Genomic DNA, 20,506 nt, shown 5'->3' with positions numbered 1-20,506 from the left:
CGCCTGATCCGGTCCTCGGTCTGACCCCGGCATCGCAGTGTTGGCCAGCGCCAACCGCATCGTCCGCGGGGACGACTACCGGAACGTCGTGCGTCGTGGTCGCAAGAGCGCCACGGCGCACGTCGTCGTGTCCGTGGTCCGTCGCTCGACGGACCCCACCGGACCGTCGCGGTTCGGCTTCATCGTCGCCAAGACGGTGGGCAACGCCGTGACCCGGAACCTGATCAGGCGGCGGCTCAAGGCGATCGCGCACGGCATCCTCGCCGACTCCCCCGTGGGGTACGACGTGGTGGTGCGCGCACTGCCAGCCGCATCGCAGGCCGGATGGCCTACCCTGCTCGAAGACGTCGTGCGCTCCTTCGCGCGCGGGGTGGAGAAGGCAGCATGAACCGCACCCTGTGGACCCGGCTGGCCTGGGTCGCCGCGTTGCTCCCACGCAACGTGTGCGTCGTCGTGCTCCGCGCCTACCGTGCAGTGATCTCCCCGTTGTACGGCAACGTCTGCCGGTACCACCCGTCGTGCTCCCGGTACGCCCTCGAAGCGATCCAGCAGTACGGCGTCGTCCGCGGATCCGCGATGGGCGCCTGGCGCATCGCTCGCTGCAACCCCTGGGCTGCAGGCGGGATCGACGACGTCACGGAACGTCGTCGCCCGTTCGTCGTCAACCGGTTCGGGTTCGTCCTCGCGCCGATCCCGCAGCAGCCGCACCCCGCGGTCGGAACGGCCCGGCCGGTCCTGCTCCCCCAGCGCACTCGAAAGGCGTAGCCGTCCCCATGGACATCATCGGTACGATCCTCTGGCCGCTCAAATGGGTGGTCTCCGCCATCCTCGTCGGCTTCCACTGGATCTTCGAGAGCATCGGCATGGACCCGGGCGCGGGTATCACCTGGGTCCTCTCCATCATCTTCCTGACCTTCGTGGTCCGCGCCGCACTGATCCCGATCTTCGTGCGGCAGATCAAGTCCCAGCGCCGCATGCTCGAGGTCGCGCCGCAGCTGAAGAAGATCCAGGACAAGTACAAGGGCAAGAAGGACCAGTTCTCGCGTGAGGCCATGAGCCGCGAGACCATGGCGCTCTACAAGGAGACGGGTACCAACCCGCTGAGCTCCTGCCTGCCGCTGCTGCTGCAGATGCCGATCTTCTTCTCGCTGTACTCAGTGCTGCACGAAGCGCAGATCAACAAGACCGGTATCGGCCTGCTCACGAACGACCTCGCGGCGTCGTTCGGCAACGCGGCCCTGTTCGGTGCCCCCTGCACGAGACGTTCACGAACGCTTCCGGGTGGGAAGTGCGTGCGATCGCCGGCTTCATGATCGTCGTCATGACGGCCTCGCAGTTCATCACGCAGCTGCAGCTCGTCGCCAAGAACATGTCGCCGGAGACCAAGGCGTCGCCGATGTACCGCCAGCAGAAGATGATGCTGTACATCCTCCCGCTGGTCTTCGTGATCTCGGGTCTGAGCTTCCCCCTCGGCGTCATGTTCTACTGGCTCGCCTCCAACGTCTGGACGATGGCGCAGCAGTACTTCGTCATCCGCAGCATGCCGACGCCCGGTTCCGAGGCGGCCCTGGCACGAGAGGCACGCCTGGCCAAGAAGGCCCAGCGTCGTGGGATCGCCAACCCGGTGCTCGCCGAGGCCGGTGCCGGTGCTGGTGCTGGTGCTGCCGAGATCGAGGCCGTGCGCGTCACCACCCAGCGTTCGCAGCCGGTCGGCAAGCAGCGCTCGAAGAAGAACGGGAAGAAGTAAGTGACCGAGCAGGACACCGCCGCAGCCGTCGACTCCACCGAGGCCCCGGACGAGGACGCCCGTGACGAGGCCGACATCGCTGCGGACTACATCGAGGAACTCCTCGACATCTGCGACCTCGACGGAGACATCGAGATCGAGGAGCGCGCCGGTCGCGTCTACCTGTCGGTCACCGACGACGGCGAGGCGCTCCGCGTCCTCTCGAAGCCGGACACCGTCACGGCGCTGCAGGAACTCACCCGCATCGCCGTCCAGGCGGAGACGGGCGAGTTCAGCCGGCTCATCCTCGACGTCGGCGGCTCACGCGACGCTCGTGCGGACGAGCTGCAGCGACTGGTCGACACCGCCGTCGAGCGCATCGAGGGTGGATCGTCGTCCGCAGCACTCCCCCGATGTCGTCGTACGAGCGCAAGCTGGTCCACGACCTCGTCGCTGAGAAGGGCTTCCACTCGGAGTCCGAGGGTGAGGGTCGGGACCGCCACACGGTCGTCACCCGATGACGGACGAGTCGGTGTCCGCGGACACCGCTCCCGCACCTTCGGACGCTGCTCCGGTGCTCGAGGCTGAGCCGGCAGCTGCGTCCGCGCTCTTCGGCGATCAGATCGAAACGGCTCGGTCGTTCACGAACGAGCTGGCTCGCCGGGGCGAGGAGCTGGGCCTGATCGGCCCGCTTGAGTTGCCTCGACTCTGGACGCGACACATCCTCAACTCTGCATTGCTGGCGCCCCTCCTGGAGGCCCGTGGCCGGGTTGCCGACGTCGGCTCGGGTGCAGGATTGCCCGGCCTCGTGCTCGCGATCGCCCGTCCGGACGTGCACTTCACGCTCATCGAGCCGATGGAGCGTCGAGTGGACTGGCTCACCAGCGAGGCGAGCCGGCTCGGCCTGTCGAACGTGACAGTGGTCCGTGGCCGCGCCGAGGACGTCTCCGACGACATCGTGGTCGACCAGGTCACGGCGCGAGCAGTCAGTGCGTTGTCGAAGCTCATCCCGATGACGGTTCCGCTTGTCCGTTCGGGTGGGCAGCTCATCCTGATGAAGGGTGCGCGAGTCGACGACGAGATCGAGAAGGCACGCAAGGTGATCCTGCGCCAGCACCTCTCGGACGTCGAGGTCCTCGAGCTCGGGGACGGTGTGGTCGCAGAGACTACGCGCGTCTTCCGGGCTACAGTTGACTGACCCTGCGGCTCGGATCGGGACAACTGATCCCATGCTGCTCCACGTTTCACGTGAAACATCGAACCGGGGAAGAGGCACTCGTTGAGCTCATCGACCGATTACGACGCGTCGACTCCGCTTGCTCGCGAGATCGCCGACCTGAACCGCCGGCGCCGGGCGATCGCGACACAGCAGTTCCCGTTGCCCCCGAAGACGCGGATCATCACCGTGTCGAACCAGAAGGGCGGCGTCGGGAAGACCACGACGACCGTCAACTTGGCCGCCGGGCTTGCCCACGGTGGCGCACGAGTGCTCGTGATCGACCTCGACCCACAGGGCAACGCGTCAACGGCCCTGGGGGTCGACCATCAGGCTGAAGTCGCGAGCATCTACGACGTCATCGTCGACGAGGCCGCGATGGCCGACACTGTGCAGCGGTCCCCCGAGTCGGACACCCTCTGGTGTGTCCCGGCGACGATCCACCTCGCGGGTGCTGAGATCGAGCTCGTCTCCTTGGTCGCTCGAGAGCAGCGGCTGCGCACGGCGCTCGATCTGTACCTCCAGTCGCTGGATGAGCCGTACCACTACGTGTTCATCGACTGCCCGCCGTCCCTTGGTCTGCTCACGATCAACGCGTTCGTGGCGGCGCAGGAAGTCCTGATCCCCATCCAGTGCGAGTACTACGCGCTCGAGGGACTCAGCCAGCTGTTGCGCAACATCGAGCTCATCGAGCGGCACCTCAACCCGAACCTCCGGGTCTCGACGATCCTGCTGACCATGTACGACGGTCGGACCAACCTGGCGAATCAGGTGGCGAACGACGTGCGCGAGCACTTCGGTGACCAGGTCTTGAAGGCGATGATCCCCCGATCCGTCCGGGTGAGTGAAGCGCCGAGTTACGGACAGAGCGTCGTCGCGTACGACGTGAACTCCACCGGGTCGCTCTCCTACTTGGAAGCGGCCGCCGAGATCGCAGCACGAGGAGCGTAGGACTGATGGCACCCAAGCGAACCGGACTCGGACGCGGCATCGGCGCGCTCATCCCGACGGCAACGGACCAGCAGGACCGCCCGGTCGACGTGTTCTTCCCGACCGGTGGGTCACCGGCGTCCGCACCCACCGCGGACGAACTCGTCGCGGTTCCGGGAGCCCGACTCGCGAACCTCAACCCGCTGGACGTGATCCCGAACGGGCAGCAACCGCGTAAGGAGTTCCGCGAAGAGGAGTTGCAGGAGCTCGTCCACTCCATCCGTGAGATCGGCGTGCTGCAGCCCATCGTCGTCCGCCCGATCCCCGGGGCTGCGGGGACGGAGCCGCAGTATGAGCTGATCATGGGTGAGCGTCGCCTCCGGGCGACCAAGGAGCTCGGGCTCACGACGATCCCGGCGATCGTCAAGGAGACGCCGGACGACGCGATGCTCCGGGACGCCCTGCTCGAGAACCTGCACCGGGCGCAGCTCAACCCGCTCGAAGAAGCTTCGGCGTACCAGCAGCTCCTGGCGGACTTCGGGATCACGCAGGAACAGCTCGGTCAGCGCATCGGCCGATCGCGTCCGCAGATCACCAACACGATCCGTCTGCTGCGGCTCCCTCCCCCGTGCAGCGCCGGGTCGCTGCCGGTGTGCTGTCAGCCGGCCACGCTCGCGCGATCCTTGCTGCCCCGGACGCCGAAGCCATGGAGTACCTCGCCGAGAAGATCGTCAACGAGGACCTGTCGGTGCGCGCTGCCGAAGCGATCGCGCAGCAGTTGGCGACGAAGACTCCGCCGAAGACGGCCCCGCAGCCGTCGAAGAACCAAGCACACTTCAACGACCTTGCCGAGCGCATCGGCGACCGGCTGAACACCCGGGTCAAGATCGCGGTGGGGGCGCGGAAGAGTTCCGTGACCATCGACTTCGCGAACGGCGACGACCTCAATCGCATCCTGTCCGAGCTCGGGATCAGCGACATCTCGTCCTGACGGCTCGCCGACGGTGCTGTGCGGCCCGTAGCGGGCCTCGCAGGCCCGGTACGGGTGTTGGGGTCAGCGAGACAGAATTCGGCCCGATACGGGGCGCGGAGCCGTTCAGTTGGTTGACGTTCACGAGCAGCGAACGGGAAGTCCGAACGTTTCACGTGGAACACTGCCAAGCTCGCATCATGAGATCCCGCAATCCCGAGCCGCTCTGGCGTGACGTCGTGGGACAAGAGCTCCGCGCTCGTCGCCGTGGCCGCGGGGACACCCTGCACGACGTTGCTCGTCGTGCAGGGGTGTCGCCGCAGTACTTGTCGGAGATGGAACGGGGGCGGAAGGAGCCTTCGAGCGAGATGCTGGCAGCGGTGGCGGGCGCACTCGAGAGCTCGTTGCTGGACCTGACCGCGGCGGCGGCAGAACAGCTTCGCGAGCGGGCACGTTCGACAGGTACTGGTAGCGAACAAGTGCGGAGCGCGTTCGTCCTCGCAGCGTGACGCGTCGCCAGTCAGCGCCGCCGGTCAGCGCCGACGGTCAGCGTCGAGTGATCACGTGGTCCACGAGCCCGTACTGCTGGGCCTGACGGGCCGTGAAGACGCGATCGTGATCCGTGTCGGCTCGGAGACGGTCGACACTCTGGCCGCTGTGCTGGGTGAGTACGTCCTCGATCTCGGCCCGGATTCGAACGACTTCGTCGGCCTGCAGGATGAGCTCGGGAATTGCCCCTTGTCCCTGAGCAGCGGGCTGGTGGAGCACCACCCGAGCGTGCGGCAGGGCCGATCGCTTTCCTTCGGCGCCTGCGGCGAGCAGCACGGCTCCGACACCGATTGCCTGGCCAACACAGGTGGTCGCGACGGCGGGGCGGATGAACCGCATGGTGTCGTAGACGGCGAGCATGGCACTCGGGTCGCCGCCGTCGCAGTTGACGTAGAGCTGGACGTCCGAGTCCGGGTTGTCTGACTCCAGGAAGAGGAGTTGCGCGATGAGGGCATTCGCCACGCCAGCATCGATCGCGGTACCGATGTAGATGATCCGCTCAGTGAGCAGGTGCGAGTAGACGTCCAGGACCCGATCGCCGCGAGCGTCCCGCGCGATGACGTTCGGGATTGTGTAGGCGCTCAACGGTCTCCTCCCCTGCCGCAGGTCCGCCAAAGCCCGTCACCGTGGAGCGGGGCTGCTGGGGCCGGATCACCGAGAAGTCGTCGACGATCACGTCGACGAACCCGTAGTCGAGGGCCTCCTGCGCGGAGTACCAGTGGTCGTGCAGCGAGTCCTCGAAGATTCGGTCGACCGGCTGGCCGGTGTCCGCTGCGATGAGTCCGAGCACGGTGTCGCGGGTGTTGCGGAGGTGGTCTGCCTGCAGCGCCACGTCCACCGCACTCCCCCGATCCCTGCGGATCCCTGGTGCATCAGGATCCGGCTGTGTGGCAGTGCTCGCCGTTTGCCAGGAGTACCCGAGGAGAGGAGGAACTGCCCTGCACTGCAGGCGATCCCGAACGCGAGCGTGCTGACGTCGTTGGGGATCACCCGCATGAGGTCCCGGAGTGCGAGCATCGCCGGGACCGAGCCTCCGGGCGAATGGATCCAGAGCGCGATGTCGTTCCAGGGGTCCGCCGTCGCGAGCTGTACCAGCTGCGTCATGAGGACGGTGCCGTTGTCGTCGTCGAGGGGGCCGTCGAGTACGAGCACGCGTTGGTCGAGAAGGGCTCGCCGGTACTCGGTCGTGAAGGCTGAGGGGGTGGTGAATCGGTCATGCGTCCACCGTGCGCCGGCAGATGACCAGACGCATGCGATGCTGCTCAGAGCAGATCAGCTCTCAGCAGCGAACCGCGGGTGCCGACGTTCCACGTGGAACATCGACGCTTGCGAACGCCCGTGTTCCCCGTGGAACGCGGACCGTGGGAGCGTGCGGATCAGGCGTGGTGGTCGCGGATCGCCTGTTCGGCGAGCTCTGCGTACGTCCACCCGAGATCGAAACCGGACGCGGAGAGTGCCTGCGGCAGCAGCGACGTCTCGGTCAGGCCCGGGAGCACGTTGGCCTCGAGGAACCAGGGCGTACCGGCGCCGTCGACGATGAGGTCCACACGGGACAGGTGGCGGAGGCCGAGTGCCGCGTGTGCCGCGACGGCGGCGTCGGCTGCAGCGGTCGCGAACTCGTCGGACAGTCGAGCGGGGTGTAGAACGTCGTCTCCCCCGCGTTGTACCGGGCCTCGAAGCCGTAGATGCCGTTCCGCGGGACGATCTCCACTGCGGAGAGCGCCACCGGCCCGTCGCCCGTGTCGATGATGCCGACCGCGACCTCGGTGCCGCGGATGAGCTGTTCGACCACGACGTCGTCGCAGTACGTGTAGGCCGTGACCATGGCTCGTGGCAGGTCGTTGACGTCGTCGACGAGGGTCACTCCCTGCGCACTCCCGCCGCGTGCCGGCTTCACGGCGAGCGGGACCGGGTGCTCCCCCGCGATGGCCTTGAGTACCCCGACGGCACCGAGCTCGCGGAACACGTCGTGGGACAGCGTGACGGATCGAGGGGTGCGGACGCCTGCCCGCGCGACCAGCGCTGACGCCGTGGGCTTGTCCCATGCCAACCGGGCCGACGTGGAACGTGAGCCGACGAACGGGATGTCCACCGCCTCCAGGATGCCCCGCAGGGCCCCGTCTTCACCGGAGGCGCCGTGCAGAGCCGGCCACACGACATCCGGGCGGGACTCGGCGAGAGCCGGAAGCAGCAGCGCGTCGGCGTCGCGGAGGTCGACCTGCCAGCCGTACCCGGTCAGCGAGTCGGCGACTCGTCGCCCGGAGCGCAGGGAGACGTCACGCTCGTGCGAGATCCCTCCGGCGACGACGACGACGTGACGACGGGTGAGCTCAGCCATGGGGGTCCTCCGGTGTGGAACGACGGTGCTGGTGGGCCACGCACCGCGGAAAAGCGCTGATCAGGAGATGTTCGGCGGCGGAGCGCTGACCGAGGACGTCTCGCGGACGACGCTGTTCGGCCGAGTCGTCGGGCCGAACGTCTCGATCAGCTCGAGTTCGTCGTTGACGACGTTGGCGAGCCGCTTCACGCCGACGCGGATCTGCTCGGGGGTCGGGTAGCAGAACGACAGACGGATGTGCCCGCCGCCGCGACCGTCGGCGTAGAAGGCCGTCCCGGGCGTGTAGGCGACGAGCTCCTTCACAGCGCGCGGCAGCATGCCCTTCGAGTCGAGTGACTCGGGGAGCGTCAGCCAGACGAAGAAGCCACCGTTGGGCTTCGTCCAGGACAGGTCCGGTAGGAACTCCCCCAGGGCGGACAGCATGGCGTCACGGCGCTCTGCGTAGATGCCTCGGAAGGTGTCGACCTGGCCCTTCCAGTCCGCGGCGTCCAGGTAGGCGTTCACGACGTACTGACCGAAGGAGTTCGGGGCGAGGACGGCGGACTCGTTGGCGAGCACGAGCTTCTCGCGGATGGCGTGCGGTGCGAGCGCCCAGCCGACGCGGAAACCGGGTGCGAGGGTCTTCGAGAAGGACCCCAGGTACACGACGCCCTCTTCGTCGATGGAACGGATCGCCTGCGGTGCCGGCTCGTCGAACCAGAGGAGTCCGTAGGGGTTGTCCTCGAGCACCAGGATGTTGTTCGACCGGCAGATGTCGAGCACCTCGATGCGGCGCTCCCGGCTCATGGTGACGCCGGCCGGGTTGTGGAAGTTCGGGATCGTGTAGAGGAACTTGATCCGCTTGCCCTGCGTGCGGAGGTTCGCAATCGCCTCACGCAGTGCCTCGGGCACCAGACCGAGCTCGTCGGTCGTCACGTGGACGGTTTCGGCTTGGTACGACCGGAACACACCGATCGCACCGACGTAGGACGGGGACTCGGCGAGGACGACGTCGCCCGGGTCGATGAACAGCCGCGTGACGAGGTCCAGCGCGTGCTGCGAGCCCGTCGTCACGACGACGTCCTCGGCACTGGCACGGATGCCCTCGAGGCTCATGACGTCCACGATGTGCTCGCGGAGGGACCGCAGACCCTGTCCGCCGCCGTACTGCAGTGCCATGGCCGCGTGCTCGTTCATCACGCGGTCCAGGGAGCCCGTGACGAGCTCCCTCGGCAGCGCGGAGACGAACGGCATGCCGCCGGCCAGCGAGACCACCTCGGGGCGCGAGGCGACGGCGAACAGGGCTCGGACCTCGGAGGCGCTCAGCCCGGCGGTGCGCTGGGCGTAGGAGTCGTACCAGGGGTCGAGGCTGTTGCCGTTCGTCATACCGTGCTCCGATCAGTGAGACATTCCCGCCACACTACGACATCGACCCCGGAAACCCGGGCTCCGCGGCGGGGGCCGATCCGCAACGGGTGGCATGCGAACGCCCCGCCGACGCCTGCTGAGCAGGACGAGGACGGGGCGTTCGGTGGTGCTGGTGCGACCTACGCGAGGAACTCGGCGAGGTCGGCCTCGAGCGCGGGCTTCGGCTTGGCGCCGATGACGGTCTTGACGACCTCGCCGCCCTTGAAGACCTTCATCGCCGGGATCGAGGTGATCTGGTAGTTCATGGCCGACTGGGGGTTGTCGTCCACGTTGAGCTTCACGATCTCGATCTTGCCGGCGTGCTCTTCGGCGATCTGGTCGAGGATCGGCGAGACGGCGCGACACGGGCCGCACCACTCGGCCCAGAAGTCGACCAGGATCGTCTTGTCGGACTTGAGGACCTCGTCCGAGAAGGTGGCGTCGGTGACAGCCTTTGCGTTGGACATGGGTGTCCTTTCGTGAGAAGTCGGTACTGGGTGTGGAACCGCGGACGGGCCCCCGGCATTCCGGGGGCCGTACGGGTCAGGCGGAGATGGTGACCGGCTCGACCGGGGTCTCGCCCGCAGCAGCGTCGGTCAGCGTGTCCTCGAGGTCGGCGAGGTACTTCTCGGCGTCGAGCGCGGCGACCGCACCGGAACCGGCGGCCGTGATGGCCTGGCGGTACGTGTGGTCGAGCACGTCGCCTGCGACGAAGACCCCGGGGACGCCGACCGCCTTGGACGTGCGGCCCTCGACGGCGATGGTGCCCTCGGGAGCGAGCTCGAGCTGACCGTGCACGAGGTGCACGCGGGGGTCGTTGCCGATCGCGATGAACAGACCGTCGAGCGCGAGTTCGCTCTCGGTGCCGTCCACGGTGTCCTTGAGCGTCACGCCGGTAACTGCGGAGTCACCCTGGATGCCGATGACCTCCTTGTTCCAGGCGAACTCGATCTTCGGGTCGTTGTGGGCACGGTCCTGCATGATCTTCGACGCGCGGAGGGTGTCCTTGCGGTGGATCACGGTGACCTTGTCGGCGAAGCGGGTGAGGAACGTCGCTTCTTCCATCGCGGAGTCGCCGCCGCCGACCACGGCGATGTTCTTCTGGCGGAAGAAGAAGCCGTCGCAGGTCGCGCACCACGAGACACCGTGGCCCGAGAGGCGCTCTTCGTCGGCGATGCCGAGGTGGCGGTACGCCGAACCGGTCGCGTAGATGACCGCGAGGGCTTCGTAGGTCTCGCCGGAGCCGACGGTGACCTTCTTCACGTCGCCGGTGAGGTCGACGGAGACGGCGTCGTCGTACAGGACCTCAGCGCCGAACTTCTCGGCCTGCTCCTGCATCTTGATCATGAGGTCGGGACCCTGGATCCCCTCGGGGAAGCCCGGGAAGTTCTCGACCTCGGTCGTCTTGGTGAGTTCCCCGCCCGTCTCGACGCTGGACGCGACGATGAGCGGCTTGAGTTCTGCGCGCGCGGCGTAGATGCCGGCGGTGAACCCGGCCGGACCGGAACCGATGATGATGAGCTGGCGCATGCCTGACTGCCCTTCCGTTGCGTGCTGACCGGGTCAACACATGGTACCGGCGCGGCATTCCGCGACGTCCGGGAAGCGTGCGGTCAGCGACCGAGCTTGCTCTTCACCATGCCGACGGCGTTCTTGATCTCGCCGTTCTTGGCGACGACGAGCGCCCCGAAGTACACGAGGACCATGACGGCGCCGGTCAGGACGATGGTGATGAGTGCCCCGGTGCGGTCGGACATCGCGAACCCGGCTGCGGAGAACGCCCCGAGGAAGTTCGCGACCACCAGACCGACCACGCCGGCGATCAGCGCGGCGATGATGAACTGCACGTGCGAACGGGTCACGACGGGGCCCTCCATGCCACCCAGGCGCTTGCGGACGAGCACCAGCGCCACGATGGTCTGCGCGGTGCCGGCCAACGTGGTGCATGCGGCGATCGCGACCCCGATCGTCTCGTTGGGGAGCGTGGTCACCGCCAGCGCGCCGACGACGAACAACACGGACTGGACGCACTGCATCAGGAACGGCGTGCGGTGGTCGTGCATGGCCCAGAACACGCGCTGGATGATGAACAGGATGCTGAAGAGCACGAGGCCCGGCATGTAGGCGAAGAGCACGGCGCCGATCGACAGCGCGCCGTCGAACGTGTCCGAGAACATCCGTCCGAACGGCACGGCGACGACCATCAGTGCGACGGACGCGAAGACCGTGAAGAGCCCGACGATGCGGAGCGAGAGCGACAGGTTCTTCTGGACCGCGCCGAGGTCGCCGCGCTCCGCGTCGTGGCTCATGCGCGTGAAGTAGGCGGTGGCGATCGAGACCGTGATGATCGAGTGCGGCAGCATGAACAGCAGCCATGCGTTCTGCAGGACGGCGTTGCCGGCCGCACCCGAGCCGAGCGACGCGACGCGCGACTGTAAGATGCCGGCGAGCTGGGTGACGAGGATCATCGCGAACAGCCATCCGGCCGCGGTCCCCGTTGCCTTCAGACCGACGCCCCGCCAGCGGAAGTCGGGACGGAAGCTCAGGCCGGCTCGGCGCCAGAAGAACGGCAGGAAGGCTGCCTGGGCGAGGACGCCGAGCGAGGCGCTGCCCGCGAGCACCGCGATCTTCGTGGCGTCCCAGTCGTCGACGCCCGAGTTCGCGGCGCTGCCGCCGAACATCGCGATGAAGACGACGAGACCGGCGAGCGAGATGACGTTGTTGAGCAGGGGCGCCCACGTGAACGGTCCGAAGACCTGCTTCGCGTTCAGGACCTCGCCGAGCAAGGAGTACATCGCGTAGAAGAGGATCTGCGGCAGGCACCAGAAGGCGAAGAGGACGGCGAGGTCGTACGCCTCGGGTGAGAGGCCCTTGCCACCCGAGGTGGATTGGGAGCTGTACAGGCGCACCAGCAGCGGAGCAGCGAGGGTGGCGACGATGGTGATGACGATGAACACCGAGCCACCAAGCGTCACGATCTTGTTGACGTAGGACTGGCCGCCGTCGGTCCCGTTCTTCATGGCGCGGACGATCTGCGGGATCAGCACCGCCGACAGCAGGCCGCCCGCGATGAGGGCGTAGATGTTGTTCGGCAGCTGGTTCGAGATCGCGAAGGCGTCTCCGGCAGGGCTCTTGTACTGCCCGATCGCGTAGGCCAGCACGAACGTCTTCGCGAACCCGAGGATGCGCGACAGCATCGTCCCCGCCGCGAGCATCGCACTCGCACGCCCCAGGCTGCGCTCGGCGACCGGTTCCGCATCGACGTCGGGCTGGGGCTGGGTGGCGCTGATGGTCGGCTCCTCGGGGTCGCGGGCGTCCGCGACAGGGCTGGTACGGGCGTCGGACGGGAGGCCCGGTTCGACTCCGGCTCGGGCGATCGCGTCCTGCAGGTGGTCGCCACCAGGAGCCGCGACAGCGGCCGTACCGGAACCGGCCACGGCGAACGCGGTGGGTGCCTCGGCGCGGTGATCCGGGCCTCCCGGTCCGACGACCGATCCCGCGGGCGAGGCGGGCGCACCGGGCGCACCCGGCTGCACGGCGAGCGGGCGGTTGGGGTCGTCGTCGTCCTCGTCGTCGAGTTCGCCGTTGCGACGGCGGATGCGCTTCCGGATGCTGCGGAAGATGCCGAAGCCGAAGATCGCGATCAGGGCGACCGCTGCAGCAGCGGTGATGACCGTCTCCCACTGCGCCTGGACGTTGAGCTCGACGGTGGCCGGCTGGGCGATCGCGACGCCGGTCGGGCTCGACAGCGACATGGTCAGCTCGACCTTGCCGTTCGCGACGGACTGCACGGGGACGGTCGCTCGGGTCGACGAGTCTGGTTGGATCTCGACCACGATGTCGTTGCGGACGACCCGGAGAGCGGAGTTCGACGGCTGGACGGCCAGGTGCACCGTCACCGGGTAGTCGGAGCTGTTGCGGATGGAGACCGGCAGCGAGGACCGGTCGCCGAGCAGGGTCAGGCTGCTCGAGTCGACGATCCCGACCTCGGTGGTCTGCTTCGCCCAGGCGGCCGTGCGGGCGTCGACGGCGGCCGTCAGCCCGTCGTTGTCCCCCGCCACGCGTTCGACGCGATGGCGAGCAGTCGGAGGCGTGCGGGTGCGGTCAGTTCGGCGGGGGTGTCGAGGATCGTGGCGAACGCGGAGAGCCCCTGTTCGCCCTGCACCAGGCGCTTGAGCTGTGCGATGCGGCCGGCCCCGGTGGACGCGCTGTTGAGCGTGAGTGACCCGGCGACGGCGTTCGACGCCGTTGAGAGGTCGGCGGGCGCCACCCAGGCGGTGCTCTCGAGGGCGTCGAGGGTCTGGCTGAGGCGCGCGGAGTCCGAGGGCCAGTCGCGACCGAGGGTCAGCAGGATCGGCCCCGTGGCGGTGCCGTCGCGCGCCGAGGTGGCGAGCGTCGCCGTGAGTTCGGACATCGCCGACGACCAGCTCTGGCGGTCCGGTGCGGTCGCGGCCTTGCGCAGCAGGGACGACATCGACTGGTCCGACACGAGGACGTGGTCGTCACCGATCTTCTCCGACGCCGAGATCGTGGCGTTCGCGCCGGCGGAGGTGTTCCCGCTCGACACGATGGTGGTGTCCTTGCCGGCACGCTGCAGTGCCGTGAGGTCGGCCGCGGTCACGGTGCCGTCCGCCGGCCACGCGATGGAGTCCATCGAGTACGGGAAGTCCAGCAGCTGCTCGGTCGTGGGCAGCGTGTCCGTGGTCTCGCCCGTGTCGGAGCCGGAGCCGGAGCCGGCGTCGGTGGTGGCGTCGTCGCTCGGGGACGCGGTGCTGCTCGGGGTCGTCGTCTGGCCGGGGGTGGCGGTCGGGGTCGGTGCGGGGGTCTCGGCGCCGGGGAAGTTCTCGGACTTCACGGACTGGTCGAGCGAGATCGGGGCGAGGATGCCGTCCGACCCGGCCTGGCGCAGCCCGGTGACGTCGGCGTCTGCGTAGGACAACGCGAAGGTCTCGTTGCGCAGCGACTCGAGGCGCTGGAGCCACGCGGTCGCGGAGGACGGGGCGTTCTCGCCGAGGATCCGGATCGAGGCGATGATCCGCGGGTCGACGGCGACGGCGACGTTGTGGTCCTCGGCCGCGTCGAGCTGCTGCGTCAGGGTGCCGTCGACCGAGGTGGCGGAGGCCAGGACGGCCGCGGTGAGGATGCCGTCGGTGGACTTCGGGACCGTCACCGGCATCGCCACCGAGACGCTGACCGGCACCTGCTCGAAGTCCGGGTACCAGGTGATCGCGGAGCGGGCCACGGCGAAGGTGTCACCGGCCGTGTACTCGGCCGCGATGCGCCGCGCACCGAACGACGAGTACCCGCCGAGTGCCACGTTGCCCGAGACGATCTCGACCGAGTCGATGGTGACCGAACGGTGCGCCGGGACCTCCGGGATGTCCACGGAGTCCATCGGGGCGCCGAGGTAACCGGTCGTGGTGGTGTCGGCAAGCCAGTCGGCGAGGACGTCCCGCGTGCTCACGGAGCGGAAGATGTCGAACTCCGCGGAGCCGGCGGGCAGTGCAGTGTCGGTGTCGTTCGTGACGGTCACCGAGAGGGTGAGGTCCTGGTCGCGCTGGACGATCCCACGGTGCGCGGGAGCGACCGAGATCGTGGCCTTGCCCGCATCGGCAGCAGCCGGATCGGCGAGGTGGGTCTTGGCCGACGAGACCGTCGCGGCATCGGCGTGCGGGGCACTGACGGGCGCGACGACCAGGCCGAGCGCGACGAGGGTCGACGCGGCTGCGGCGAGCGTGGTGCGGAGGATGTGCATACGGAAGCGGGCCACGGGGTCGGTTCGGGCCGAGCACGAGTGTATGAGGCGTGACCATGAACAGGTCCCGTGCGCGCGGGGTTGTGGAGAACTCGGGGCCTCGATCTGGGAGGATGAGCACCGTCATGCAGTCCGTTGCCCAGGCCGTCGAACGACTCGACGCACTCGCCACCACCGAGCCCGTCGACCTCCTCGCTCGGGCCTTCGCCGACGCCGGACACGAGCTGGCCCTGGTCGGCGGACCCGTGCGGGACGCCTTCCTCGGTCGTCCCGTCACCGACCTCGACTTCACGACGAGCGCCCGTCCGGACGACATCCTGCGCATCGTCGAGCCGATCGCGAGCGCCACGTGGGACGTCGGCCGCCAGTTCGGCACCATCGCCGCGCGGGTCGGCGGCGAGCAGGTCGAGATCACCACCTACCGCAGTGACGTGTACGACGGCGAGACCCGCAAGCCCGAGGTCGCGTTCGGCGACACCATCGAGGACGACCTGCTCCGCCGCGACTTCACCGTCAACGCGATGGCGCTGCGGCTGCCGGCCCGTGAGCTCGTCGACGTGCACGGCGGCGTCGAGGACCTGCTGGCCGCCCGCCTCCGCACCCCGCAGGCCGCCGTGGTGTCGTTCCGCGACGATCCGCTCCGGATGATGCGGGCAGCGCGGTTCACGTCGCAGCTCGGGTTCACCGTCGACGACGACGTCCGTGCCGCCATGCAGGACCTCGTCGACTCCATCGACATCGTGTCCGCCGAGCGGGTACGCGACGAACTCGTCAAGCTGCTCAACACGGGCGACCCCGTGCCGGGCATCCGCCTGCTCGTGGACACCGGGCTGGCGCAGCGGTTCCTGCCCGAGCTGCCCGAGATGCAGCTCGAGATCGACGAGCACCACCACCACAAGGACGTCTACGAGCACTCCCTGACCGTGCTCGAACAGGCGATCGGCTACGAGGCCGAGCGGCACGCGGGCGACCCGCCGGACACCGTGCTCCGGCTCGCGGCGCTGCTGCACGACATCGGCAAGCCCGCCACCCGCAAGCTCGAGCCGGGCGGCGCCGTCAGCTTCCACCACCACGACCTGGTGGGGTCGAAGCTCGCGAAGAAGCGGCTCCGTGCCCTGCGCTTCGACAACGACACGATCGCCGCGGTGTCCCGCCTGATCGAGCTGCACCTGCGGTTCTTCGGGTACACCGACGGTGCCTGGACCGACTCGGCCGTCCGGCGCTACGTCCGCGACGCCGGCCCGCAGCTCGAACGGCTGCACGAGCTGACCCGCTCGGACGTCACCACGCGGAACCGCCGCAAGGCCGACCGCCTGGCGTTCGCGTATGACGACCTCGAGGAGCGGATCCGCGTCCTGGCCGAGCAAGAGGAACTGGACTCGATCCGGCCCGACCTGACCGGCGACGACATCATGCGGATCCTCGACATCCCGCCGGGGCGTGCCGTGGGCGAGGCCTACCGCTTCCTGCTCGAGGCGCGGATGGACGACGGACCCCTCGGCGCCGACGCAGCCGAGGCGCGCCTGCGCGACTGGTGGGCCGCGCGGGACGCGACGAGCTCCTGACGCGACAACCGGCGCCCGAGACGCGACCGCCTGACGGACGCGACGGTTCTGCACAGACCGGTGGCGCGCCTCCAGGCCGTCGGGTAGTCTGTGCAGGTTCCCCGGCGCGTGTCTGCGCGCTGTGGCACATGCATCAACCCTCCTGCCCCGGGAACTGCCCGGGGCCGCTGAGACCAGAGGAGGTGGGTTCCGCATGCACCAGTACGAACTGATGGCGATCCTCGACCCCGAGATCGATGAGCGCACCGTCGCTCCCAGCCTGGACAAGTTCCTCGCTGTCATCCGCAACGACGGTGGCACCGTCGACAACGTGGACGTCTGGGGCCGTCGCCGGCTCGCTTACGAGATCGCCAAGAAGTCCGAGGGCATCTACGCCGTCGTCGACTTCACGTCCTCGCCCGAGGCCGCCAAGGAGCTCGACCGTCAGCTCGGTCTCTCCGAGGCCGTGCTCCGCACGAAGGTCCTCCGCGCCGAAGAGGGCATCGCGCAGGTCGCCGCCCAGAAGCAGCGCGACGAGGCACGCGCAGCCCGCAAGGCTGCCAACGCCTCCGCAACCGCGACCGCGAGCGCCGAGTAACCCGTGGCCGGCGAAACCGTCATCACGGTGGTGGGCAACCTCACCGCGGACCCCGAGCTGCGGTACACGCAGAACGGGCTCGCAGTGGCGAACTTCACCATCGCCTCCACGCCTCGCACGTTCGACCGTCAGGCGAACGAGTGGAAGGACGGCGACGCGCTGTTCCTCCGCGCGAGTGTGTGGCGGGAGTTCGCCGAGCACGTGGCGGGGTCGCTGACGAAGGGCTCGCGCGTCATCGCGCAGGGTCGTCTGCGTCAGCGTTCCTACCAGGACCGCGAGGGTCAGCAGCGCACGAGCATCGAGCTCGAGGTCGACGAGATCGGCCCGTCGCTCCGGTACGCGACCGCACAGATCACCCGCGCAGCGGGTGGCGGCGGCGGTCGTGGCCAGGTCGGCGGCGGCAACGGTGGCGGTCAGCAGGGCGGCGGCAACGGCGGCTGGAACAACAACGGTGGCGGCAACGCCTCCGCTGGTGGCCAGTCCGACGAGCCGTGGTCCCCGCAGGGTGGCCAGCAGGGCGGCGGCAACGCACAGTCGAACGACGTGTGGAGCACCCCCGGCGGCAACTTCGACGACGAGACCCCGTTCTGATCCTCCGCGTTCCGACGGACACACAACTTTTCTTCTAAGGACAAATCACTATGGCTGGAAAGAGCACCGGCGACCGCCGGAAGCCTCGCGGCAAGGGCGGCAAGAACGCCGCTCCCGCGAAGTCGATCAAGGTCGGCGTCATCGACTACAAGGACGTTGCGACCCTTCGCAAGTTCATCTCGGAGCGTGGAAAGATCCGCGCCCGTCGCATCACCGGCGTCTCCGTCCAGGAGCAGCGCCTCATCGCCCGTGCCGTGAAGAACGCCCGTGAGATGGCGCTCCTCCCCTACGCCGGCTCCGGCCGCTGATCGGAGGTCGACACATGTCGAAGCTCATCCTCACCCACGAGGTCTCCGGCCTCGGTTCCGCTGGTGACGTCGTCGACGTCAAGAACGGCTACGCCCGCAACTACCTCATCCCCCAGGGCTTCGCTGTCGCGTGGTCGAAGGGCGGCGAGAAGCAGGTCGAGTCGATCCGTGCCGCGCGCACCGCGCGTGAGCTCGCCACCATCGAAGAGGCACAGGACCTCAAGATGAAGCTCGAGAACGCGACCATCTCCCTGGCGGTCAAGGCCGGCAAGGACGGTCGTCTGTTCGGCTCCGTCCGTCCGGGCGACGTCGCTGACGCCGTCCAGGCGCAGGGCGTCGGCTCGCTCGACAAGCGCAAGGTCGAGGTCCCCGCGACCATCAAGACCGTCGGTGACCACGAGGCCACCGTGCGTCTGCGCGAGGACATCACTGCCGTGATCTCGCTCAAGGTCGTCGCTGCCAAGTAGCACTGACGTTCCGCTCCACGACGGGCGGGTCTCCTTCGGGAGGCCCGCCCGTCGTTGCGTTGGCGGGGGCGGGGTCGGGCAGCTGGGTCGGATCGCGCCTCTGCCGTACCGGACGGGAGGCCCGCCCGACGTTGCGCTGGCGGGCTCGGCTTGGCTGGCTGGTTACCTCTCAGGCACGCTCCGGCTTGCTGGGAACGGCCCGAGAACACTTCCCACAGGAGGGGTGCTTGTCAAGTCGTTTTACACAGCAGAAACGTGTCAAATCGGAACCTTCAAGGCGTAGTTGAACCCCACTTTTCCACACACCGTGTGAACATGAAAACCCCCGGTCAAGTGGTCGAAAGTGTGTTCCCATGGCCGTGTTTCCACAGGCTCGTCCACAGTTCTCCACACAGCATTCCGGCGTGTTCCGCAATCCCTCCACAGAGTTATCCACAGGGCCGTTTGTTGGGGATAACTCTGCGGCCGTAGCTTGGCCCAGCGACTCGGGGATGTCGGTCGCTGGGGGTAGAAAGTCGTTGCGGGTGTCCGACCATCGTGTCCGGTCCCGCGTCGTTCAACAGAGGAGAGAGTGTGTCGATCGCGCATCTTGAGCCCGCACCGCAGGAGTACGCGGAGCGCGGCATGGAACGCACCCCGCCGCACGACCTGTTGGCCGAACAGTCGACCATCGGCGGCATGCTCCTGTCGAAGGACGCCGTCGCCGACGTCATCGAGACCGCTCGTGGCGTGGACTTCTACGTCCCCAAGCACGAGGTCATCTTCGACGCGATCCTCTCGCTCTACTCGCACGGCGAGCCCACCGACGTCATCGCCGTCACCGACGAGCTGACCAAGACCGGTCTGCTGTCCCGCGGTGGTGGCGCCGAGTACCTGCACAGCGTGACGAGCATGGTGCCGACCGCGGCCAACGCGGGGTACTACGCCGGCATCGTCGCTGAGAAGGCCGTGCTCCGTCGCCTCGTCGACGCCGGTACCCGCATCGTGCAGATGGGCTACGCGTCCGAGGGTGAGGTCACCGACCTCGTCAACAGCGCCCAGGCCGAGGTCTACAACGTCGCCGGCGGCGTGCAGACCGAGGACTACGTCCCCCTGACCGACGCCATCTCCGCCGCGCTCGACGAGATCGAGGCCGCCAAGGGCCGCGACGGCCAGATGACTGGCGTGCCGACCGGGTTCGCGCAGCTCGACGGCCTGACGAACGGCTTCCACCCCGGGCAGCTGATCATCGTCGCCGCTCGACCCGCCCTCGGTAAGTCCACCCTTGCGCTCGACCTGTGCCGCGCCGCCGCGATCAAGCACGACCAGACCGCCGCCTTCTTCTCGCTCGAGATGGGTCGCGCCGAGATCGCCATGCGTCTGCTCTCCGCCGAGACCAGCGTGCCGCTGCAGAACATGCGCAAGGGCACCGTGGACTCCCGCGACTGGACGACCATCGCGCAGACCCGCGGGCGCATCAACGACGCCCCGTTCTTCATCGACGACTCCCCCAACATGACGCTGGTCGAGATCCGCGCCAAGTGCCGTCGACTCAAGCAGCAGCACAACCTCAAGCTCGTCGTCATCGACTACCTGCAGCTGATGACCTCGGGCAAGAAGGTCGAGAGCCGCCAGCAAGAGGTCTCCGAGTTCTCGCGTGCACTCAAGCTGATGGCGAAGGAGCTCCAGGTCCCCGTCATCGCGCTGTCCCAGCTGAACCGTGGTCCCGAGCAGCGTGCCGACAAGAAGCCGGCGATCTCCGACCTGCGTGAGTCCGGGTCGATCGAGCAGGACGCCGACATGGTCATCCTGCTGCACCGCGAGTCGGCGTACGAGAAGGACAACCCGCGGCAGGGTGAGGCCGACCTGATCGTGGCGAAGCACCGTAACGGGCCGACGGACACGATCACCGTGGCGTTCCACGGGATGTTCTCGCGGTTCGTGGACATGCCGCAGTAAGGCGCATGTCGTCCGCCAGGTGACTGGTCCAACTGGCACACATGAGACTTTCGAGACGCAGCCTTCGGCGCCGGGATGGCGGGCGGGGTGGGAGCGCTCGATGCGCGAAGAGCCCCTCGACCGGAGTCACGGAAGTGTAACGATGGGTCTACCCCTCCAACGGGGGGTCGTAGGGTCGGTTCGTCAGCAA

17 protein-coding genes and 6 pseudogenes are annotated in these 20,506 nt (G+C 68.1%); 14 read left to right on the top strand and 9 right to left on the bottom strand.

Features of this window, described 5'->3' with window-relative positions; genetic code table 11:
* The first annotated feature begins 37 nt into the window (after positions 1 to 37).
* The 8 genes and pseudogenes from rnpA (at position 38) to ACZZ0J_RS12525 (ending at position 5,351) form a co-directional block, all read left to right on the top strand.
* Complete coding sequence (gene rnpA / locus ACZZ0J_RS12560) at positions 38 to 388, top strand: ribonuclease P protein component (protein ID WP_123937122.1); 351 nt, start codon at positions 38 to 40, stop codon at positions 386 to 388.
* Complete coding sequence (gene yidD / locus ACZZ0J_RS12555; protein ID WP_194647233.1) at positions 385 to 765, top strand: membrane protein insertion efficiency factor YidD; 381 nt, start codon at positions 385 to 387, stop codon at positions 763 to 765. The genes rnpA and yidD overlap by 4 nt, the downstream gene beginning before the upstream one ends.
* 8 nt (positions 766 to 773) lie before the next feature.
* Positions 774 to 1,747, top strand: a pseudogene (gene yidC / locus ACZZ0J_RS12550) (membrane protein insertase YidC).
* Positions 1,748 to 2,247: pseudogene (locus ACZZ0J_RS12545) on the top strand (Jag family protein).
* Positions 2,244 to 2,924, top strand: a complete 681-nt coding sequence (gene rsmG, locus ACZZ0J_RS12540) for a 16S rRNA (guanine(527)-N(7))-methyltransferase RsmG (RefSeq protein ID WP_463437187.1) — start codon at positions 2,244 to 2,246, stop codon at positions 2,922 to 2,924. Before ACZZ0J_RS12545 ends, rsmG begins: the two are co-directional and overlap by 4 nt.
* 81 nt (positions 2,925 to 3,005) lie before the next feature.
* The gene (locus ACZZ0J_RS12535) at positions 3,006 to 3,893 is read left to right on the top strand and encodes a ParA family protein (RefSeq protein ID WP_131845076.1); all 888 of its coding nucleotides are present in this window, start codon (positions 3,006 to 3,008) and stop codon (positions 3,891 to 3,893) included.
* Positions 3,894 to 3,898: 5 nt separating this feature from the next.
* Positions 3,899 to 4,863: pseudogene (locus ACZZ0J_RS12530) on the top strand (ParB/RepB/Spo0J family partition protein).
* Positions 4,864 to 5,042: 179 nt separating this feature from the next.
* Positions 5,043 to 5,351 (top strand): helix-turn-helix domain-containing protein, encoded by a 309-nt coding sequence (locus tag ACZZ0J_RS12525; protein WP_463437186.1) that lies wholly within the window; start codon positions 5,043 to 5,045, stop codon positions 5,349 to 5,351.
* 37 nt (positions 5,352 to 5,388) lie between these two features.
* On the opposite strand, the gene ACZZ0J_RS12520 is transcribed toward ACZZ0J_RS12525, so the two are convergent.
* The 9 genes and pseudogenes from ACZZ0J_RS12520 to ACZZ0J_RS12480 all read right to left on the bottom strand — a co-directional run.
* Complete coding sequence (locus ACZZ0J_RS12520) at positions 5,389 to 5,976, bottom strand: ClpP family protease (RefSeq protein WP_463437185.1); 588 nt, start codon at positions 5,974 to 5,976, stop codon at positions 5,389 to 5,391.
* Positions 5,891 to 6,229, bottom strand: a complete 339-nt coding sequence (locus ACZZ0J_RS12515; protein ID WP_463437184.1) for a ClpP family protease — start codon at positions 6,227 to 6,229, stop codon at positions 5,891 to 5,893. The genes ACZZ0J_RS12520 and ACZZ0J_RS12515 overlap by 86 nt, the downstream gene beginning before the upstream one ends.
* Before the next feature lie 65 nt (positions 6,230 to 6,294).
* Positions 6,295 to 6,543: pseudogene (locus tag ACZZ0J_RS12510) on the bottom strand (ClpP family protease); the annotation flags it as partial.
* Positions 6,544 to 6,767: 224 nt separating this feature from the next.
* Positions 6,768 to 7,729: pseudogene (locus ACZZ0J_RS12505) on the bottom strand (D-alanine--D-alanine ligase family protein).
* A 60-nt stretch (positions 7,730 to 7,789) separates the two neighbouring features.
* Positions 7,790 to 9,094, bottom strand: coding sequence for an aminotransferase-like domain-containing protein (locus ACZZ0J_RS12500; RefSeq protein WP_123339332.1), 1,305 nt, complete (start codon positions 9,092 to 9,094; stop codon positions 7,790 to 7,792).
* A gap of 161 nt (positions 9,095 to 9,255) precedes the next feature.
* The gene (trxA, locus tag ACZZ0J_RS12495; protein ID WP_017887828.1) at positions 9,256 to 9,582 is read right to left on the bottom strand and encodes a thioredoxin; all 327 of its coding nucleotides are present in this window, start codon (positions 9,580 to 9,582) and stop codon (positions 9,256 to 9,258) included.
* 76 nt (positions 9,583 to 9,658) lie between these two features.
* Positions 9,659 to 10,645, bottom strand: a complete 987-nt coding sequence (trxB, locus tag ACZZ0J_RS12490) for a thioredoxin-disulfide reductase (protein ID WP_111083668.1) — start codon at positions 10,643 to 10,645, stop codon at positions 9,659 to 9,661.
* Positions 10,646 to 10,728: 83 nt separating this feature from the next.
* Positions 10,729 to 12,312, bottom strand: a complete 1,584-nt coding sequence (murJ, locus tag ACZZ0J_RS12485) for a murein biosynthesis integral membrane protein MurJ (RefSeq protein WP_463438181.1) — start codon at positions 12,310 to 12,312, stop codon at positions 10,729 to 10,731.
* A gap of 453 nt (positions 12,313 to 12,765) precedes the next feature.
* A pseudogene (locus tag ACZZ0J_RS12480) lies at positions 12,766 to 14,870 on the bottom strand (DUF6049 family protein); the annotation flags it as partial.
* Positions 14,871 to 14,995: 125 nt separating this feature from the next.
* Between ACZZ0J_RS12480 and ACZZ0J_RS12475 the strand changes: the two are divergent.
* The 6 genes from ACZZ0J_RS12475 (at position 14,996) to dnaB (ending at position 20,316) form a co-directional block, all read left to right on the top strand.
* Positions 14,996 to 16,435, top strand: a complete 1,440-nt coding sequence (locus tag ACZZ0J_RS12475; RefSeq protein WP_123339543.1) for a CCA tRNA nucleotidyltransferase — start codon at positions 14,996 to 14,998, stop codon at positions 16,433 to 16,435.
* Between the two features lie 193 nt (positions 16,436 to 16,628).
* Entirely contained in the window at positions 16,629 to 17,012 is a 384-nt protein-coding gene (gene rpsF, locus ACZZ0J_RS12470) for a 30S ribosomal protein S6 (RefSeq protein ID WP_111083667.1), read from the top strand.
* A gap of 3 nt (positions 17,013 to 17,015) precedes the next feature.
* On the top strand, positions 17,016 to 17,603 hold the full coding sequence (locus ACZZ0J_RS12465; protein WP_123311310.1) for a single-stranded DNA-binding protein: 588 nt from the start codon (positions 17,016 to 17,018) through the stop codon (positions 17,601 to 17,603).
* A gap of 50 nt (positions 17,604 to 17,653) precedes the next feature.
* Positions 17,654 to 17,911, top strand: coding sequence for a 30S ribosomal protein S18 (gene rpsR, locus ACZZ0J_RS12460; protein WP_017887834.1), 258 nt, complete (start codon positions 17,654 to 17,656; stop codon positions 17,909 to 17,911).
* A gap of 14 nt (positions 17,912 to 17,925) precedes the next feature.
* The gene (gene rplI, locus ACZZ0J_RS12455) at positions 17,926 to 18,378 is read left to right on the top strand and encodes a 50S ribosomal protein L9 (protein ID WP_111083665.1); all 453 of its coding nucleotides are present in this window, start codon (positions 17,926 to 17,928) and stop codon (positions 18,376 to 18,378) included.
* Between the two features lie 573 nt (positions 18,379 to 18,951).
* The gene (gene dnaB, locus ACZZ0J_RS12450; RefSeq protein WP_111083664.1) at positions 18,952 to 20,316 is read left to right on the top strand and encodes a replicative DNA helicase; all 1,365 of its coding nucleotides are present in this window, start codon (positions 18,952 to 18,954) and stop codon (positions 20,314 to 20,316) included.
* Positions 20,317 to 20,506 lie beyond the last annotated feature (190 nt).

Source organism: Curtobacterium sp. AC272 (assembly GCF_979258155.1).
Note: the sequence above shows the minus strand (reverse complement) of the source record. Positions and strands in the feature narration are given on the sequence as shown.

Excerpts from the sequence above, each read along its gene's own strand:
- yidD (WP_194647233.1), top strand. The coding sequence starts at position 385 with ATGAACCGCACCCTGTGGACCCGGCTGGCCTGGGTCGCCGCGTTGCTC.
- ACZZ0J_RS12500 (WP_123339332.1), bottom strand. The coding sequence starts at position 9,094 with ATGACGAACGGCAACAGCCTCGACCCCTGGTACGACTCCTACGCCCAG.
- trxA (WP_017887828.1), bottom strand. The coding sequence starts at position 9,582 with ATGTCCAACGCAAAGGCTGTCACCGACGCCACCTTCTCGGACGAGGTC.
- trxB (WP_111083668.1), bottom strand. The coding sequence starts at position 10,645 with ATGCGCCAGCTCATCATCATCGGTTCCGGTCCGGCCGGGTTCACCGCC.
- rplI (WP_111083665.1), top strand. The coding sequence starts at position 17,926 with ATGTCGAAGCTCATCCTCACCCACGAGGTCTCCGGCCTCGGTTCCGCT.
- rpsR (WP_017887834.1), top strand. The coding sequence starts at position 17,654 with ATGGCTGGAAAGAGCACCGGCGACCGCCGGAAGCCTCGCGGCAAGGGC.
- ACZZ0J_RS12475 (WP_123339543.1), top strand. The coding sequence starts at position 14,996 with ATGCAGTCCGTTGCCCAGGCCGTCGAACGACTCGACGCACTCGCCACC.
- rsmG (WP_463437187.1), top strand. The coding sequence starts at position 2,244 with ATGACGGACGAGTCGGTGTCCGCGGACACCGCTCCCGCACCTTCGGAC.
- ACZZ0J_RS12525 (WP_463437186.1), top strand. The coding sequence starts at position 5,043 with ATGAGATCCCGCAATCCCGAGCCGCTCTGGCGTGACGTCGTGGGACAA.
- murJ (WP_463438181.1), bottom strand. The coding sequence starts at position 12,312 with ATGCTGTCGCGCATCCTCGGGTTCGCGAAGACGTTCGTGCTGGCCTAC.
- rpsF (WP_111083667.1), top strand. The coding sequence starts at position 16,629 with ATGCACCAGTACGAACTGATGGCGATCCTCGACCCCGAGATCGATGAG.